At 37.5% G+C, this 17641-nt stretch carries 15 protein-coding genes; 5 read left to right on the top strand and 10 right to left on the bottom strand.

The features are described 5' to 3' along the window. Window positions 1–102 precede the first annotated feature (102 nt). The 6 genes from CW736_RS13225 to CW736_RS13250 all read right to left on the bottom strand — a co-directional run bounded on the left by CW736_RS13225 (window position 103) and on the right by CW736_RS13250 (window position 8850). Complete coding sequence (locus CW736_RS13225) at window positions 103–951, bottom strand: universal stress protein (RefSeq protein ID WP_101014825.1); 849 nt, start codon at window positions 949–951, stop codon at window positions 103–105. Between the two features lie 144 nt (window positions 952–1095). Next, window positions 1096–3321, bottom strand: coding sequence for a response regulator (locus CW736_RS13230; protein WP_101014826.1), 2226 nt, complete (start codon window positions 3319–3321; stop codon window positions 1096–1098). Between the two features lie 624 nt (window positions 3322–3945). Next, window positions 3946–7197 (bottom strand): S41 family peptidase, encoded by a 3252-nt coding sequence (locus CW736_RS13235; protein WP_101014827.1) that lies wholly within the window; start codon window positions 7195–7197, stop codon window positions 3946–3948. 221 nt (window positions 7198–7418) lie between these two features. Further along, window positions 7419–7808, bottom strand: coding sequence for a YchJ family protein (locus CW736_RS13240; protein ID WP_101014828.1), 390 nt, complete (start codon window positions 7806–7808; stop codon window positions 7419–7421). Between the two features lie 24 nt (window positions 7809–7832). Continuing rightward, complete coding sequence (locus tag CW736_RS13245; RefSeq protein ID WP_101015143.1) at window positions 7833–8261, bottom strand: hypothetical protein; 429 nt, start codon at window positions 8259–8261, stop codon at window positions 7833–7835. 229 nt (window positions 8262–8490) lie between these two features. Beyond that, window positions 8491–8850: a hypothetical protein gene (locus tag CW736_RS13250; protein ID WP_101014829.1), complete on the bottom strand. Its 360-nt coding sequence runs from the start codon at window positions 8848–8850 to the stop codon at window positions 8491–8493. Between the two features lie 81 nt (window positions 8851–8931). On the opposite strand from CW736_RS13250, the gene CW736_RS14225 reads away from it, so the two are divergent. From CW736_RS14225 to CW736_RS13270, 5 genes are all read left to right on the top strand, one after another. Continuing rightward, on the top strand, window positions 8932–9096 hold the full coding sequence (locus CW736_RS14225) for a hypothetical protein (RefSeq protein ID WP_169934544.1): 165 nt from the start codon (window positions 8932–8934) through the stop codon (window positions 9094–9096). 108 nt (window positions 9097–9204) lie between these two features. Beyond that, entirely contained in the window at window positions 9205–10032 is an 828-nt protein-coding gene (locus tag CW736_RS13255; protein WP_101014830.1) for an alpha/beta hydrolase, read from the top strand. Between the two features lie 209 nt (window positions 10033–10241). Then, window positions 10242–11831, top strand: coding sequence for a protein adenylyltransferase SelO (locus tag CW736_RS13260; protein ID WP_101014831.1), 1590 nt, complete (start codon window positions 10242–10244; stop codon window positions 11829–11831). Window positions 11832–12001: 170 nt separating this feature from the next. Beyond that, window positions 12002–12652: a GNAT family N-acetyltransferase gene (locus CW736_RS13265; RefSeq protein ID WP_232735367.1), complete on the top strand. Its 651-nt coding sequence runs from the start codon at window positions 12002–12004 to the stop codon at window positions 12650–12652. A gap of 208 nt (window positions 12653–12860) precedes the next feature. Further along, on the top strand, window positions 12861–14261 hold the full coding sequence (locus CW736_RS13270; protein ID WP_232735368.1) for an exonuclease domain-containing protein: 1401 nt from the start codon (window positions 12861–12863) through the stop codon (window positions 14259–14261). 357 nt (window positions 14262–14618) lie between these two features. On the opposite strand, the gene CW736_RS13280 is transcribed toward CW736_RS13270, so the two are convergent. The 4 genes from CW736_RS13280 to CW736_RS13295 all read right to left on the bottom strand — a co-directional run bounded on the left by CW736_RS13280 (window position 14619) and on the right by CW736_RS13295 (window position 17640). Next, entirely contained in the window at window positions 14619–15119 is a 501-nt protein-coding gene (locus CW736_RS13280; protein ID WP_101014834.1) for a pyridoxamine 5'-phosphate oxidase family protein, read from the bottom strand. 248 nt (window positions 15120–15367) lie between these two features. Then, on the bottom strand, window positions 15368–16207 hold the full coding sequence (locus CW736_RS13285; protein ID WP_101014835.1) for a biotin-dependent carboxyltransferase family protein: 840 nt from the start codon (window positions 16205–16207) through the stop codon (window positions 15368–15370). Next, the gene (locus CW736_RS13290) at window positions 16200–16913 is read right to left on the bottom strand and encodes a 5-oxoprolinase subunit B family protein (RefSeq protein ID WP_101014836.1); all 714 of its coding nucleotides are present in this window, start codon (window positions 16911–16913) and stop codon (window positions 16200–16202) included. Before CW736_RS13290 ends, CW736_RS13285 begins: the two co-directional genes overlap by 8 nt. Beyond that, a complete protein-coding gene (locus CW736_RS13295) occupies window positions 16906–17640 on the bottom strand; it encodes a LamB/YcsF family protein (protein WP_101014837.1) in 735 nt (244 codons plus the stop codon). The genes CW736_RS13290 and CW736_RS13295 overlap by 8 nt, the downstream gene beginning before the upstream one ends. Window position 17641: the final 1 nt, after the last annotated feature.

Below are 17641 nucleotides of genomic sequence, written 5' to 3' on the forward strand. Positions count from 1 at the left end.
CGTCTTGCGCAATATGGCATCATGATTTAAAGACCAATGCATAGGAGAAGCTTGGTTTGAATGCAAAAAAAAAGAACATGTCTGGGCAGGGGTAACTTCTTATTACTGATGACAAGTCCTTAATATTAAAATAGGTAGCCTTGCCATATTGACAATTTTTGACAGATGAGAATTAGAAAATATGCGATCGATAAAAGATTCTTTATGGGCCGACAGGACTTGCATTTGAATAGCTAGTCTTTGCATAGATTCTTCAATTACAGCAATGGGTTCTTCGTCTATATGAATTTCATAAACCACTGGGGTACCGTGAAAGTATTTTATAATGTCCTCCTGTTCCTTTTTATAATCAATAGATTCAATGACAAAACCATAATTAAGACGCATTACATGTATGATTGATTTACATTTTTTAACGAGCTGTAAAAAAGGATCTTTTCCACATTCGTCAAATAAATCATCATAATCCAATAAATACTCAATGTTTCTCGGGTTTACAAACACAAAGCCTTCTGGAACCGCCAGCAATGGACACTCCGTGTTGTGTATAATGCGCAAGGTGTGCGAACTAAATATAGACTCCATAATATCGCTCTTACCATTGGTGCCGCATACGATCAAATCAATGTTGTAGTTCTCTACGGCATCATTAATGGCAGTTGTAAAAACATCATAATCCACTATAGTATGAAAATTAAAATCTTCTTTTTTAGTTTGCTTTATCAGCTGCTCTTTGGCCTCTTTAAGGCTTGCCATATTATCTCCTAGCAAGGCCGAAGAAATATTATCTTTAGGATTTGCTATCATGAGGTCATCCATGGTATATTCCCAAAATTTTTGAATACTCAACAGGTGAAAATTACATTTTTGGCCTTTAAAAAGCTTTAGGGCATACTCATGTGCGTTTTCAGATTTCAGAGTAAAATCGGTAAGTAGTAAAATGTTATTCATCCTGATTTCATTTTAAAGAATTAAAATTAACAGGAATGAGTCAGGAAAAACATGATAAATATCAATGTCTGTAAGTACTCAATTTTAAGTCCGTTGACGCAATTAAACGCCAGCTTTTAGGATGTTTTTGCTTAAAATAACATGTTATAATTCCTGCAACAAGCTATGTAGTAAATGCTCTGTTACATAAGGTTTAACAATAATAGAATTCACACCATAGCAGTACACTTCGTTTTCTGGATCTTCAAAGTCTGTTGCTGTTAAGGCTATAATAGGAGTCTTTTTATCAAACTCTCGTATCTTCTGACTTGCCTCAATACCATTCATTACAGGCATATTGATATCCATAAGTATAAAATCAAATGATTCTTTTTGAACTATTTCTACCGCTTCCTTACCATTACTAGCGGTATGGTGCGCCATAAAATATTGCTCCAATATCTTTTGCGTTACTATCTGGTTGATTTTATTATCATCTACTATCAGCACCTTTTTATTCTCTAAAGAAGCTATGTTTATTAATGGGGCTTGTTGCAGTTGTTGCTCTTTTTCTCCTATATGAATATCCAAAATAAATGAAAAAGTAGTACCCTGATTAAAAACACTATCCATATGAAGAGAAGAACTTAGAATACTTAATATTTTATTTACTATGGGCAAGCCTAAACCAGTGCCATTCATTTCTTGATGATAAGAGTCCTTTACCTGAGTAAATTCTTCAAAAACACTTTTCTGGTCGTCAGGGTGAATACCTCTTCCTGAATCCTTAATCTCAAAGAAGAGTCGTATCTTTTCTCCTGTTTGTTCTAGGCTATTAATTTTAATACTAATCTTTCCATCTTCTGTAAACTTACTGGCATTACTCATCAAATTCATAAGAACTTGAGATATTTTCATCTTATCTCCATAAAGAATAGGTGGAATACTCGAGTCTAATTCTATGAGAACTTTATTGTTATGTTTTTCATTTAAAAATGTAAAAGTTTGAATGATATTTTCTAAAAGTACCGACAAGTCAAAATGCATTTCCGTTAGTGCATGCCCCTTTTTAGAGGAGAATTTATTGATATGAAGCACGTCATTTACTAAAGCGAGTAGGTAATCTGCCGAAAATTTCAAGGAATTAAATTCATCTTTATATCCAGACAATTTGGGGTTTTTTAAAAACGAAGTTGACAAACCTACGATTCCATACAATGGAGTTCTTAATTCATGGCTTATCGTCGATAGAAAACGCGTATTGCTTTTGGCTAATTTTTCAGATTTTTCTTTAGCTTCTAAATATTGACTATTCTTTGCTACCAGGCCATTTAACAACCGCTCTCTCTTATTTTTTGCCTTAAATAATAGTATGATCACTAAAAGGAAAAGGACCGCAACGACTATAAGGAAAATAAGCAGGATTTGATCTACAGAGGCTTTTTGAGTAACCAGTTCATTTTCTAGTTGAGAGGCTCTGAGGTCTTGCTCTATTTTGTCTAGCTGTACTTCTGTTCTTGCAATTTGCTGTTGTTTGATCTTATCCTTTTCATACCGGACCTCTTTTAAGGAATCATAGACTTTATGAACTTCTGGTAACTTTTCATATTGCCCCATACGCTCATAAGCAATCATTAAATTCTTGTAGTTGCCTAATCGATAATTTTCATCATAAGCCTCTTTATATTTTAATGATTCTAAAATATTTTCAATAGATTCTTTAGGATTATTTTCAAGTAAAAGAATACCTGCTTTTATAAAATTAGTAGTTCCCAAATAGGTTTTGCGGCGAGCTGCCATCACTTCTATGTCTATCTTGCCCTCTATTTGCTTTAAGTGGTACCTAGCAAGTTGAGGCTTACGAAGGTCTACATATAACTCTGCTAGGTTATGATGTAAAATAAAATTAATTTGATCGTGTCTATCATTCTGGTACTCATAAGCTAATCCTTTTTTAAGGTAAGCCACTGCTTTATAAGCATCTGTCTCAAAATAAGTGTTTCCTAAATTCACATAAGTAATGAGTATACTTAACGTATCTTTTTGCTCTTTTGCAACTTTAAGTGCTTCCTTAAAAAAGAGTTCGGCATTAACGGTGTCGTCTAATTTTATAAATGAATTCCCCAATATATTACGAAATCTACGTTCTAAATCGTAGGCGCTTATATTTCGGGCATTTTTAATAAGCACTGGGGTTTTTTCCAAAATCTGATTATAGTAACCCTTGTTAAAATAATCCAATAATTCATAGGATATCGAGTCTAGTTGTTGCTCGGTATAAGTAATAGGATTAGTAGAATATGACGAAGACTGACGGTATGCTTCCTGAGAAAAGGATAGGCTTATGCTAAGTAAGATACACCAAAGTGCGACTGTAATTTTTTGGGCCATAATATCCTTAAAATATATGCTGGGATTTGTTTACGCTCGCACTAAAATACTCTATGTTTCAAATTTATCATCATTTACAGCGGGTCTTTTTAATTTAAAATTAACACGCATTCACCTACTCTGTATTATATACTTGATAATCAGGTTTTTATGTGTATTTCAAATTTATCTTAACCCACAAAAGCAGCCTGTCCTTCTTGTATTCTGACAGCATTACTCACTGGTTGTTAAGTTTTTACCTTGTTATCATTGGATGGAGCGTTACCTCTTTTATGAAAGTTTCGCTTTCGCGAAAGCGGTAGATTTAAAAACATCTAAACCCAATATTAATTATACCTCAGGAAAGATAAAATGAAAGTATTGAAAAACCAATAAATATCATAAAAAGATCCATTTTCTATCTTCAAAATGGCACACTCCTCTCTTGTTGACAATTAGCTTTAAAAGCTTACCCGTTATCTGGAATCGATTTACAGCCTTAACAAAGAATAGCTTAGTGAGGCTTTCAAATAAAAACAGCTTCATTAAAAAAAGGAGTTACTAGATCAGTAACTCCTTTTAAAGTGATTTATAAAGTCCCGTTTTCGCACAACGACTACCGGCAGGAAAACGGTATTATTAATATTACTTTACATCTTTAAGCAACTCCATAATCGCCCGATCCAGTTGTTGATCTGATCCATTATCAATTTGTCCAGGCATGTTTTTTACCTTAATCATAGGCTCTGTCTGGCTATTTTCCATCCACTTGCCATTGATATCTTTTGCACTAATTGGAACTACACCCCAGTAAGAACCATCTGGAAGTCCTTCCCAACCTGCAAAACTACAAGTCCCTGGAGTTGGCATTCCAACTGTTTTACCTATTTTAAGATCAGTATAACCACAAGCAAAGCAGTGTCCATCGCTGTACTGTGCTTCATTGATCATCGCCAGTGTAGGTTTTACCCATCTAGAAGTAGGCTCGCCGCCTACTACTTTATCTTCTGTCGCGTAGGTAATGAATGGCGTACCTGTAAAAAACATAGCTAAGTCTGCAACAAGATCTCCACCACCATTAAAACGTGTGTCAATAATCATTGCCTTACGGTCGTAGAATTTACCCATCATTTTTTCATAGACATCTCGGTAAGGTCCATCTCCCATTCCTGGAATATGAACATAACCTAACTGCCCATTACTTTTCTTAGTAACCTCTTCCTCGTTTTGCTTTACCCATCTTTTGTATAGCAATCCACGCTCTTCTCCTAGACTAATAGGCTTTACAGTAATTATGATGCTTTTTTTAGCCGCTGGATCAAGTATCTCTAGCAAAGTAAACTTACCCGATTTACGATTTAAATATGTTGCGATGTCTTTAGTAGCGCTTATGTCCACACCATCGATCTTCTCGATGATCATTCCTTCTTTCACATCAAAACTAGCTTTATCCAGCGGTCCACCTTTGATCACCTCGGTAATTTTAATACCGTTGGTTTTGTGATTGTAGTCCATAAAGATTCCTAAGGATGCAGTTGCGTCTTTATTTTCCATGCTAATACTTGCGCCACCAGCGCCTGCATGAGAGACATTAAGTTCTCCCAACATTTCAGAAAGTAACTCAGTAAATTCATGACTATTCCCTACATAAGGTAAGTGTTTAACGTATTCTTTTTTCATTAAGTCCCAATCTATACCGTGAAAGTCTGGATGATAAAAAATAGCATTAGTACGTATCCATACGTGATCAAACATAGCCTGACGCTCAGCAATGGCATCGTATTCCATCTCGCCAGATATTTTCACAGGCTCTTTCTTGCTTTTTTCAACATCAATCTTAGAGATGCTACCACTGCTCAAAAGGAATAGATTTTTCATCTCTTTGTCCCACTGTAAACTACCAGAAGAAGCATTGAGCTCAATGGCCATTTTAGTTTCTTTAGTACGCAAATCTGTGGTCCACAGGTTGAGTTTATCTTCAAATCTAGTTAAGTAATACAGTTTGCTACCATCCTTAGAAAGAACGGCATCACTAAGACTAGAAGAATGTATAGTAAAGCGTTTGGTACGTTCTTTCATGTCTGCCCAATCAAACTGGAGTTCTTTGACGCTATCTTTATCCTTTTCTTTATCTGCCTTTTTATCCTTTTTACTTTTCTTCTTTTCGTTCTTAAGGCTGTCTTTTTTCTTTTCGGCTGCGGTTAGTTTTTTAATTTCCTTTTGAAGTGCATATTCCTCTTTACTCAGGTTGAATTCGTCCCAAGCATCTTGAGTGAAAAACATAGCATACACATCGCTTTGGGAAGAACCACTTGTGGCATAAGACTTTAACCCATCGCGGTTAGAAAACCAGATCATTTGCTTTCCGTCATTCACCCATTTAGGGCTGTAATCATAGTAACCACTTTCATTGAGGTTGATTCTCTTAGATCCATCTGCAGCTAGTAATAAGACATCACTGTTACTCAAAGTGACCCCCCAATCCATAAGCAACCATTTACTGTCCGGACTCCATACAAAATTCTTATCCCCGTCTCGCATGTGGTACAAGTCCTTAGGAGTCATCAAAGTGACCTCTTCCCCACTTTTTACATCTTTTATTTTCAAGGTGCGTCTGTCTTCTATAAAAGCGATTTTCTTACCATCTGGTGAGTACTTTGCTAGGTAGTTGTCTTTTCCATTTTCTAACACAGCGGTTTCTTTAATCAGGGTAGAGGCAAAAAAGAAAGGCTCTTCTTTACGTACTTTCTCCGTTTTATAAACACTCCATTTTCCATCACGCTCACTGCTGTAGACCACTGACTTCCCATCTGGCCCCCATGTCACAAAACGTTCTGCTTCTGGCGTGTTGGTTATTCTCTTGGTAAAGGACTCCTCAATAGAAGTTACAAATACTTCTCCTCTAGCAATAAAGGCAATTTCTTTACCGTCTGGTGATACTTCCATTTCATTCACTCCGCCGTCAACAGAAATAAATTGATCATTATTACTTATTTGTTGTGTCGTAATATTTACTTGTAGTTTTTTAGGCTCTTGACCTTCCTTCATGGTATATAGTTTCCCATCAAAACCAAAACAAAGAGTCCCATTTCCAACAGATAAAAAACGTACTGGATGCAGGTCAAAAGAGGTCAGTTGAGTTGTATTAGTGCCATCGATATTAGATTTATAAACGTTAAACGTGCCACTTTGCTCACTTAAATAATAAAACGATTTTTCATCATTAGAAAAAATAGGCATTCTATCTTCACCTTTATAGGTAGTGATCATTTGATGGGTATTATTAGCGACGTCATATTTCCAAATGTCTCTGGTTATACTTGATTCATGATGCTTGCGCCATATATTTTCTCCGCCTTTTTTATCGTGGTACAAGATGGTCTTCCCATCCTTACTTACATTTAAAAACTCTGCTGGAACCGTAAATACTTGATCTACCCTCCCTCCACTAACTGGAACGCTATAAACTTCGGGTTGTGATCCTGTAGGGAATTGTCTGTGGTTGACCTCATCCAAACGCACGGCGCCAAAAAGAACTCCTTGATCGTCATGTGTAAATGTAAAGGGTTGTTCGTCGCTGGAGTGAAAAGTGAGCCTGGTCGCGGCACCACCCTTTGCACTCATGACATAAACGTCAAAGTTTCCGTAACGGTTAGAAGCAAAAGCAATTTGTTTTCCGTCTTTACTCCATACGGCTTGGTAATCGTGTGCTTCATGAAAAGTAAGCTGTTGAGCATCACCTCCAATTGCTGCTACTTTGTACAAATCCCCTTTGTAGGTAAATACTATTTGAGAACCGTCTGGTGATATGCTTTGATGACGCAACCAACCTGCATCTTGCTGTGCTTGTAAGGAGATTGCTGTAAAGAGCAATAACCAAGTCAATAGGCTTTTCATAAGTGATTTTTTTGGTAAGGCAATATAGCGACAAGTTGAATAAAACTACGCACGTTTTTTATAAATATTATCGCTCGTTTTTTTACCTACACAGCTCCTCTGAGATCTGTATAGACTTGATCGCTAGAAGAACACAAGTCTGTGCGGCGTTTTCTGTTACTGAGCAGGTCAAAGTAAAAAGTCTTGTGGAGTTGTCCAATTTTAAAGCTTAAAAACGGGTGTCAATCCTGAGCATCCAGATAGACCCAGTGTCCATTTTCTTTACAGAATCGAGAATTTTCATGAATCACCTGCACCTTATTGTTTTCCATATAAAAGGCTTTAAATGCTACAGTACCCGTGCTATCTTTCTCTAATCCTTCGTTAGTTTGAAGTACTACAAGTTTGATCCAGTTCACTGAATTGGTCCAGTTTTCTATTTGTCGAGCCTCTTTTTTATCAGGACTATTGGAAGAATGATGACTCTCCTGTAAAAAAGCAATATTACCCAGTACAAAAGCACTATACCTTGAACGCATGAGCTGCTCTGCAGTGGTAACCTGTAAGATATCGCGATGTGCTTTTGCACAACAATTTTCATATGTACGGTAAGGATTACAAGGACATTTCATAAAAGAGATAACGCTTATAACAAATTAGTTCACACGATAAAACATGACGTTATCGGTGCTGAAATCAACTGGACGATCCATTCCTTCTCCAAATGTCAGAGCTAAATGTAACTCATCTCTCGTATTTATTTCATAAATACCCCTGAGGCGGGTTAGCTCGTTATGAGTCTGGTCTTCATAAATAATGAAATCTATAGTAGCTGGCACTGTCGTTGCATTGAACGAGTATCTCATACTAGCAGTTACACCGCGCATTTTAAAAGATTTCCCACCCATAATCTGATCCTCCGTTTCAAAAGTAGCAAAACCATCTGCTGACAGGGTTAAAAAATTAATATCTTCTTTTTCCTTTCCTTTCCATCTACCCACTAACGCCTCTTCTTTAACAGCTGTAAAAGAATTTAGCAACAACAAGATGATCACAATAAGACTAAGTTTTTGGAATAATTTCATATCTAGTGGGCTACATTGAATAAAATAAAAACGATATGAAAAATAGTTGTCTCTTTCAAAAAATAATTTTAATATCATTAACCGAAAGAAAAATATTAAACAAAGAGTAATTTCCTACAAACTTTAACATGAAGTTAGAACTTTTATGCAGTAAAAATTATCACTAGTGGCTTTTAAATGGTGTTTCTTTGGCTTTCGCGAAAGCGGAATCGTTCAAAGCCTCCCTGCCTTAATGTAATAAAGGCTTCTTTTCATGGATCTTAAAACCTTGCTCTGCTCCTAAAAACAAAGGATCTCCATGCTTCTCCGACCAAAATCCGTCCAACACATCTTTAGAAAGACATTTGTAAACCACCACACCTTTAAAGACCTGATCCTGCTCCCCTAGGTAATTAAAATTAATAACTAAAATTTGATCCTTAAAAAATCCAGTCCCTTTTTGAACCTGATCACCACTGATGTTCCATAAAGCGATGATTCTTCTATTTTTATCTAGGGATAAGCTTAGCTCCCCTTCATAACTGCTCCTTAAAGCGTCTTGATTATGACCTTTTATACGATAATCCCCAACTAGGTCCTCTAATGTCATGTGATTCTAAATTTTATACAAATGTAAGACCTACCGCATTGAGGTGGATATACTTTATCTTTGTGCCTTGATCAAATTATTATGGCTAAGCAAGGGAAAGAAAAAAATCTCAGAAACAAGAATAAGCATACGGAGCTTATCGAGCGCATCAAAAACAAAAAGCGTACAAAGAAGGAACTGCGCACCGAGCGTTTAAAGGCGATTACTAAAGCAGCTCAAGAAGCTGCCAAAAAAGAAAATTCCTGATTGATGCAATAAAGGAATCAACTCATTGGTTTGAACGCTGCTATTTAATTATCAAGAAATAGTCTTCTGCTCTTATATGGTGCGAATTTCGATTCAAAAACTTAGCTGATGTCTTTCAAACATTCCCTTGTTTTTATGTGTTTTGGTTTTATTCTTACGAGTTGTTCTTTGAAAAAATTCAAGAACATAGACTATAAGACCTTTCATATAGAAGAAACACCTGCACCTACCTTAAATATTTTCACGAAACGCGGTACAAAGGATTCCTTACAACCTGTGTTAATTTTTGTTCACGGTGGTTACTGGAACAGTGGTCGTAAAGAAATTTACAATTTCCTTGGCCGCAATTTTGCGCGTAATGAAGTTACTGTTGTCATCCCTGATTATACTAAAAGTCCAGTGGCCAGCTATAAAGAAATGACAGCGCAAATTGCACAATCCATCAAATGGACGCAAAAAAACATTTCAACCTATGGTGGCGATCCCAGTCAAATTTACATTACCGGACACAGTGCTGGTGTGCATTTAAGTTCCCTAGCCGTAATGAATCAGCAATATGGTGTAGCGCCAAATACTGTAAAAGGAATTATTTTAAACGATGCGGCAGGACTGGACATGTATTCCTACTTACTAGAAAATAAGCCTACCGAGCAATACAACTACATCAGTACTTGGACGCTGGACCCAGAAAACTGGAAAGCCGCTTCTCCATATTACTTTATAGATGAGCAAACGCCTGAAATAAAAATCTATACAGGGACAAAAACCTATGCCTCCATTATAGCTGGTAATGAAAAGTTTGTTCAAGAGCTTCAAAAATACCAACCTGATGTTCAAATAGAATTTCTAGATAAAAAGCACATTCCCATGGTAACCCAGCTCTTCTTCCCATGGAATGATCGCATTGATGAGATCGTTGCATTTATGAAGAAGTGATGTAAAGCTTGCTCCATTTGATGCCGTATTCATTTCCCGATAAATAGGATCAGCACCCCCGACATCCTTATTAAAAGTAAGGTCCATAACAACAATTGAGTTAGGATGAATAACTAGAAGTGACCATGTAGAACAAAGTCCCTCTTCACAAGACCTTATCTAGCTCCTAATACCTGTTGTGACTCCCTCTCATTCCTTACCTTTGTAGTATGCGCAAACTACACATCGATAATAGCTTTACCAACGCTTTACCTAAAGATCCTATAGAAGAAAATTATACCCGACAAGTAGAGCATGTGGCGTTTTCAAAAGCGCTGCCATTGAAATTTGCTAAGAGTAGTTTTATACATATTTCAAAGCTCGCAAAAGAACTCGGCTTTACCGAAGAAGACCTGCAGTCCGAAGAGTTTCTACAACTCTTTACGGGCCAGCAGCCTTACCCAAATACAGAATCCTATGCGATGGCCTATGCAGGACATCAATTTGGCAATTGGGCCGGACAGTTAGGCGATGGTCGGGCGATCAATTTATTTGAAACCTTGCAAGATGGTAACCGCTGGGCTTTTCAATTAAAAGGCGCTGGTCCTACTCCATACTCGCGCAGTGGAGATGGTCTTGCCGTGTTGAGATCCAGTATTAGAGAGCATCTTTGTAGTGAGGCCATGCATCATTTAGGCATTCCTTCCACTCGATCGCTATCACTGTCATTAAGTGGTGAAGAAGTATTGCGCGACGTTATGTACGACGGTCATCCCGCTCATGAAAAAGGAGCCATCGTCTGTCGTGTAGCCCCTAGTTTTATACGATTTGGTAATTTTGAGTTGGCTGCCGCTCAAGGCGAAAACGAACTTCTCAAAGAACTTGCCGATTATACGATCGCTACCTTTTTTACAGACATCAAAACCAGTGGTGCCGAAGCTTATTTACAATTCTTTCAAGAAGTAACAGATCGCACCTTAGAAATGATCATGCACTGGCAACGAGTAGGCTTTGTTCATGGGGTGATGAATACCGATAACATGTCCATTCTAGGACTCACTATAGATTATGGACCTTATGGCTGGTTAGAACCTTACGACCACGGCTGGACTCCTAATACCACAGACCGACAGCATAAAAGATATAGATACGGCGCACAACCAGAAATTGGGCTTTGGAATTTACTTCAATTGGCTAATGCTCTTTTTCCACTGATAGAAGATGCTCCGGCACTTCAAAGAATCCTAGACAGTTACAAGACCAATTATCAGGTACAGTATTTAGATACCATGATGAACAAAATAGGTATTTATTACACTCATAAAGACGACCGTGATTTGATGCAAGCACTGGAAGAAAACCTGCACCTTCACGAGACCGACATGACTATTTTCTATCGTGAATTAAGCAAAATCGACTCAAAAACAGCTGTAAAAGATGCTTTTAAGGTGATTTCAGCGTCATTTTATACCAATACTGATGTAGAAGAAAAGCATAAAAACACTTGGCTGCAATGGTTGGAAGCTTACATAGAAAGGCTGGTGTTTGATATGGAGCAAACTGATGATGACCACTCCGCTTTCGCGAAAGCGAGGATAGAAAAAATGAACAAGACCAACCCTAAATACGTCTTGAGAAACTACATCTCACAGCTGGTTATCGATGCGGCTGACCAAGGTGATTATGAATTACTTGGAGAGGTATATGAAATGCTTCAAAACCCATACGACGAGCAACCCGAATTTGAAAAATGGTATGCTTTACGACCAGAATGGGCGCGCTCTAAAGTAGGTTGTAGTATGTTGAGTTGTAGTAGTTAAAAGTGCATCCAACCTCGGTGCTTCCTGTATTGATGTGACCATCATACAGGCCACACCATGTTTTTATTATAGCATAAGAACCACACATTCAATGGATAGGCTGGGTCATTAGGAAGTTGGAGAATTAACTGGTTCTAGTCTGTCAATTGTCTATCAGATAAATATTATATTTGATTTATTCACTGACCAAAAACGATGTCCATTTACCTTACCTACCCCAACCAAATAATGCTGTCAATTTGAGAAAAGCAACTTATCTAGACAAGAAGCTCGTATCCGAAATACTGGTTTCTGCCTTTTTACCATTGACAGAAGAAAACTCTATAAATCTTGTGGTAAAACAAGATCAAAAAAGAGCAGTGCGCATGCAGGTGTTAATGGAATACTTATTTGAAAGAGCCCTACTTTTTGGAGAAGTTTATATATCAGATAATGACAAAGCATGTATCTTAATAAAATTCCCTCATCTAGAAAAAATCAGCTTTAGAACCATCATTCTAGACGTTAAAATGGCATTTAAATGTATAGGCATAGAACGTATTTTTGGTGTGATAAAAAGGCAGCACATGGCACATAAAAACTATCCAAAAGAAGCACATATAAGACCCGTTATACTTGGGGTTAAAAGGGAGTCTGACGGTAAGGGGACTGCCGTACGTTTAATGATAGAAGTCAGAAATAAATATAAGAACAATCAGCTGCCCGTCATCATAGATGCGGCATCCATAAGCAATGCTCAAATGTATCAGAAATTTGGGTTTAGGCTCATTAAAAAAGAAGAAACTCTGGGCTTTCCTATTTACTTTTTAAGGCTCAATTAGTACTTAAAACAATGGTGAAAACAGTAAGATAGTAAGCATAAAAACACCTGGCTGCAATGGCTGGTGTTTAATATGCAGCAAAGGGATGATGACCACTCCGCTTTCGCGAAAGCGAGAATAGAAATAAACTCTGTTAAAAGTAATAACGAGTGTCTTTTATTAGGAATTATTCCATAATTTTGGAACATTTCCAAATAAAAACAACTTAGTGAATTTTAAAGAACAGTATTATTGTGTTATAGATGTAGAGACTACAGGCAATAGAATAAGTAATAACCGCATGACAGAGATCTGTATGGTGCGCATGCTGGGAAGCGAAGTGATTGAAAAATTCACAAGCCTTATTGATCCTGAGAGTTTGATCCCCGATTTTATTACTAGTTTAACTGGGATTGATAACGAAATGGTCGCTGCGGCTCCTTTGTTTTCTGAAGTGGCTGAAGAAATAGAACGCATGACACGCGACTGTATTTTTGTTGCGCATAATGTCAACTTTGATTACAATATCATACACAATGAATTCAAACGTCTAGGTTATGATTTTAAACGTAAAAAGTTGTGTACCGTACGACTTTCAAGAGAATTGATTCCAGGAATGAATTCCTATAGCTTAGGGAAGTTGTGCCATTCTTTGGGCATCTCGCTAGAAAATAGACATCGTGCCGAAGGGGATACCGATGCAACAGTGACTTTATTTCAAAGGTTACTAGAAATAGATACGGATGGTGAAGAGTTTACAAAGTTTCTAAAAGGAAGTAATAAGGAAGGAACTTTTCCGCCGCATTTAGACCGGTCTCTTTTTGATGAATTGCCAGGTACTCCAGGGGTATATCTGTTTAAAAATCAGGCTCAAAAGGTCATTTACGTCGGTAAAGCCATCGATATTAAAAAACGGGTGCTGTCTCATTTTTATTCTAAAACGAGCAAGTCTTATCTGATGTGTCAAGAAATCTTCCATATAGAACACATTCCTACGGGTAATGAATTGGTCGCTTTATTACAAGAAGCAGATCTCATCAAACAGTACTACCCCAAATTCAATAGCGCCCAGAAGAAACCAAGAGCCGCTTATCAAATCCTACACTACAAAAACCAAATAGGAGTTATTCAATTTGCTGTAGGACTGGTGAAGTCTTATGACTATTCGGTAGTCACTCATTACGATAGATCGCATGCGGTAGAACAATTAGAACAACTCTGTGCAGACTTTAACCTCTGTCCGCGATATTGCAGTTTTAAAACTCCAGTAGATTGCTCATCTCACTACAAACTCAAAAACTGCAAAGGCGTCTGTAAAAAAGAAGAACTGGTTTCGCTCTATAATATCAGAGCGACTCAAGCAATCACTGCTTTACACAATCAAAACTCTAATTACATCATCAAACAACCAGGTCGCACAGCTGAAGAAGCTTGTTTTATTATGGTTAAAGATGGAGAGTATCAGGGTTATGGTTTTGTGGATCAATACGCTTCCATAGCCACCATGGAGGATTGTGAGGACTACATAGACCGCAAAGCAGCAAATTACCATACCAATCAGATCATACGCTCCTATCTGAAAAAATACGGAGAGCAAAATGTGGTCTATAATCAACCGCTGGCTGGTTAACGACCTTGAAGATCTTCACTTTTCACTCTTCACTCTTCACTTTTCACCTTTCACTCTTCACTTTTCACTTTTCACCTTTCACTTTTCACTTTAAACTCTTCACTCTTCACTTTTCACTCTTCACTCTTCACTCTTCACTCTTCACCTTTCACTTTTCACTTTTCACCTTTCACCTTTCACTTTTTACTTTTCACTCTTCACTCTTCACTCTTCACTCTTCACTCTTCACTCTTCACTCTTCACTCTTCACTTAACTAGAGCCCATAAAAAAGCCGATCCCCAGATCGGCTTTTTTTTATTTAAAAGATATTTTTCATCATTGCTTTTAAATTATTAGTTCCCTGCAGTTGTCTTGGTTTACATTTTCAGACTGCCTGACACTCCTATTTCTGTCTCGTCGCCAGTTGCTTTTGTGTAAGCTAATTTTGCCAAAGTAATAAGAGCGTTGGTCTTGTTATCCCAGTAATGTCCTTCTTGCGGACTAAAAATAAGCACCGTAAGTGTTGGGTCATTTTTACTTTCAAACCAATTGGCATCTAATTTATCATAGTGCTTTTCAATTAATTCACTATTTCTAGAGACTTCTGTGGTACCGTAGACGCTTAAAAATTCTTTAGATGTCACATCGCTAAAAATTAGTTGCGTCTGATTGTTCTTTTCAATATTGGCATTGTGCTCACTGGTCGACTTACTGAAGAAAATAACATCCCCATTATCGAGTATTTCTTTGGACCCCATTGGTATGGCATGAATAGGCGCTTTCCCTAGCTCTGTCAACATCATGGCAGTTTTAATATTTCTAGAAAGTTCTAAGTATTTTTCTCTTGCTTCTTTTTGGATAAGGTTTTGGTTACTCATTTTTTATTTTAAGATACATATAAAACGGTAGCCTTTTTCTTAATAAAAGCTGAATTAACAGGAGTTTTTGAATTGAAACCCCGCTATGTAGCGCTATCTTTTGTTGGTTCTGTTTTTAGTAAAGCATCTTGTCAAGCATCCTCTTTATCAAGGGGGAAATAGAACTTTCTATGATCAAATAAATACGTCTCGCAAGTATGCACTACCATCTCATCTGAGGAAAAAGAGCAACAACTATGGTTTAACAATTATAGGACTACCAAGTCAATCTGATTTCCTACTCTCTTTTGAGCACAACTGGATATAGAAGCTTCTTCCAATTGCAATACTCGAGGATATCCTCCTGTGGTTTGAGCATCTCGCATCAATACGATAAGCTGTCCATTAGCAGTAAGCTGGACAGTTCCTGGAAGTACGGGACTGCTTTTTAGTTGGTCCAGACTATTGGATATTTTTTCTTCCAATTGGAAGGCCATGCGGTTCCCGTTTTTTGAAATAGTAAAACTAGTATTCAATAATTTCTCTTGCTGTTTTCTATCTAATAAATGAAATTCTGGACCTGCATAGCATCGCAAAGCACTTTCCTGTCCCACGGGTTTCCAATGAGCCTTTGTCAACTGGTTTGTCGTATATGGAGCATAATCTATATCATGTCCTTTTTGTAATTTTCCCATTAACGTAATGCCGCTATAAAAGGATTTGCTCCCCAATACTTCTTCTGTTTGAAAACCACCACCTATAGAAACATAAATAAAATTGCCTGTTGTTGCTGCTCCTATTTTTAATACATCTCCAGAATTTATTTCTAGTAACTTGTTTTGTTCAACCGCTATATCATTTACAGTCACTCTAGCTTTTGCTCCAGTAATTGCTATACAAGTAGGTAATGAAAATAAATAAACGCCTCCTTTTAAAACGAGCTCCAACACTGCAGCATCCAGCCTATTATTCAATAAAGAGTTGCCTAAGTCTGCTGCTTTTTGATCCATAGCACCGCTGTATGGTACACCTAAATGACGGTATTTTCCCCTACCCCTGTCTTGAATAGAATCATAGAAACCTGCATGGAGTATCGTTATTCTAGACATGGCTTTTAAAATTTTCTAGTTCTAATATGCCTGTCTCTCGCTGTGCAATAAGTTGATCGTGTTCTTCCTGAGAAACTGCATAAAATTGTACCTGATCTCCAGACTGAAGCAAGCTAGGTGGAGCTCTATGAACATCAAAAATAGGCAGCGGGCAGTTTCCTAACACGTGCCAGCCTCCTGGACTTGAAGTCGGGTAGATTCCACAATACTCATTAGAAACAGCAACAGATCCTGCGGCAACTTTTAAAGATGGTGTTGTTTTTCTAGGCAGTTGCAAACGACTGTCCAGTCCCTTTAAATAGGGAAAACCTGGTAAAAACCCTATAAAGTCTACCACATAAATAGAAGAACTATGAATGCTAATGATCTCCTTAAAATCGCAAGTAGGTTTTAAAGCTTCGGTCAGACTTTTTTCTATATCGTAGAGGATAGGCAACTTCCATAAGCTGGCGGCTGGTTCTAAACTCTTTTTACTTTGTAAGCGTTTATCAATTAGATCGATCACCTCATTGTGATCCATCTCCAGCTCAGCTACAACTAAAATAGAATAGGCACCGTGATTGATATGTACTGCTTCTTTAAAGAGTTTTTTAATCTGGCGTTCGGCAGTGGTTCTCCTAGAAATCATGTCAGTCGTTTGTTCCTCCCATGAAATCAACAGTGCCTTTTCACTGTAAACATGATATGTAATTTGATGTTTAAGCAATGATAATTCCTTTTGTTTTAAGTTCCTTTACAAGGTATTCTAAACTTGTTGTCAATCCTAAATTATCTCCGTGAAGACAAATAGTATCTGCTTCCAGTCTATTGGAAACACCTTCTATAGAGGTTACTTTTTGCTCCTTGACCAGTACAGCTATTTGTTGTGCTGCTACTTTATAATCGGTAATCAATGCGTTAGGCATAGATCTGGCTACTAGCTTTCCTTGTGTATCGTAATAACGATCTGCAAATGCTTCTCGCATATAAGGAATTTTATTTTTCACACATTTTTTTTCTAATAACGACCCAGGCGGCACATAAAGAACGGTCTCGCTGTAAAAGTCCTTCATCCATTCTACTAACCAGTCAGAAAAGTCTTCTCGATAAGCGGTGGCATGATACAGAGCTCCATGCATTTTTATGTGGTGCAACTCCACTCCTACCTGCTGTGCTGTTTGGGTAAAGAGATGCATTTGTTGGGTGACGCTTTCGCGAAAGCGAGACCTAGAAACATCCATGAATACACGTCCAAAATTCTCTTTATCTTCAAAAGACGGGTGCGCACCTGCTTTTACACCATGACTCAAAGCCAGTTGCAAGGCAGTTCTCACGGATTTTTCATCGCCATAATGACCGCCACAAGCAATATTGCAAGAGCTGATAAATGACATGATGTGTTTGTCAGTCGCCATTCCTTCTCCTAGATCACAATTGATATCGATGCTTTTCATG

Origin of the sequence: Nonlabens sp. MB-3u-79, from assembly GCF_002831625.1 — a bacterium.
Lineage (GTDB): Bacteria > Bacteroidota > Bacteroidia > Flavobacteriales > Flavobacteriaceae > Nonlabens.

Excerpts from the sequence above, each read along its gene's own strand:
- CW736_RS13225 (WP_101014825.1), bottom strand. The coding sequence starts at position 951 with ATGAATAACATTTTACTACTTACCGATTTTACTCTGAAATCTGAAAAC.
- CW736_RS13230 (WP_101014826.1), bottom strand. The coding sequence starts at position 3,321 with ATGGCCCAAAAAATTACAGTCGCACTTTGGTGTATCTTACTTAGCATA.
- CW736_RS13235 (WP_101014827.1), bottom strand. The coding sequence starts at position 7,197 with ATGAAAAGCCTATTGACTTGGTTATTGCTCTTTACAGCAATCTCCTTA.
- CW736_RS13240 (WP_101014828.1), bottom strand. The coding sequence starts at position 7,808 with ATGAAATGTCCTTGTAATCCTTACCGTACATATGAAAATTGTTGTGCA.
- CW736_RS13245 (WP_101015143.1), bottom strand. The coding sequence starts at position 8,261 with ATGAAATTATTCCAAAAACTTAGTCTTATTGTGATCATCTTGTTGTTG.
- CW736_RS13250 (WP_101014829.1), bottom strand. The coding sequence starts at position 8,850 with ATGACATTAGAGGACCTAGTTGGGGATTATCGTATAAAAGGTCATAAT.
- CW736_RS14225 (WP_169934544.1), top strand. The coding sequence starts at position 8,932 with ATGGCTAAGCAAGGGAAAGAAAAAAATCTCAGAAACAAGAATAAGCAT.
- CW736_RS13255 (WP_101014830.1), top strand. The coding sequence starts at position 9,205 with ATGTCTTTCAAACATTCCCTTGTTTTTATGTGTTTTGGTTTTATTCTT.
- CW736_RS13260 (WP_101014831.1), top strand. The coding sequence starts at position 10,242 with ATGCGCAAACTACACATCGATAATAGCTTTACCAACGCTTTACCTAAA.
- CW736_RS13280 (WP_101014834.1), bottom strand. The coding sequence starts at position 15,119 with ATGAGTAACCAAAACCTTATCCAAAAAGAAGCAAGAGAAAAATACTTA.
- CW736_RS13285 (WP_101014835.1), bottom strand. The coding sequence starts at position 16,207 with ATGTCTAGAATAACGATACTCCATGCAGGTTTCTATGATTCTATTCAA.
- CW736_RS13295 (WP_101014837.1), bottom strand. The coding sequence starts at position 17,640 with ATGAAAAGCATCGATATCAATTGTGATCTAGGAGAAGGAATGGCGACT.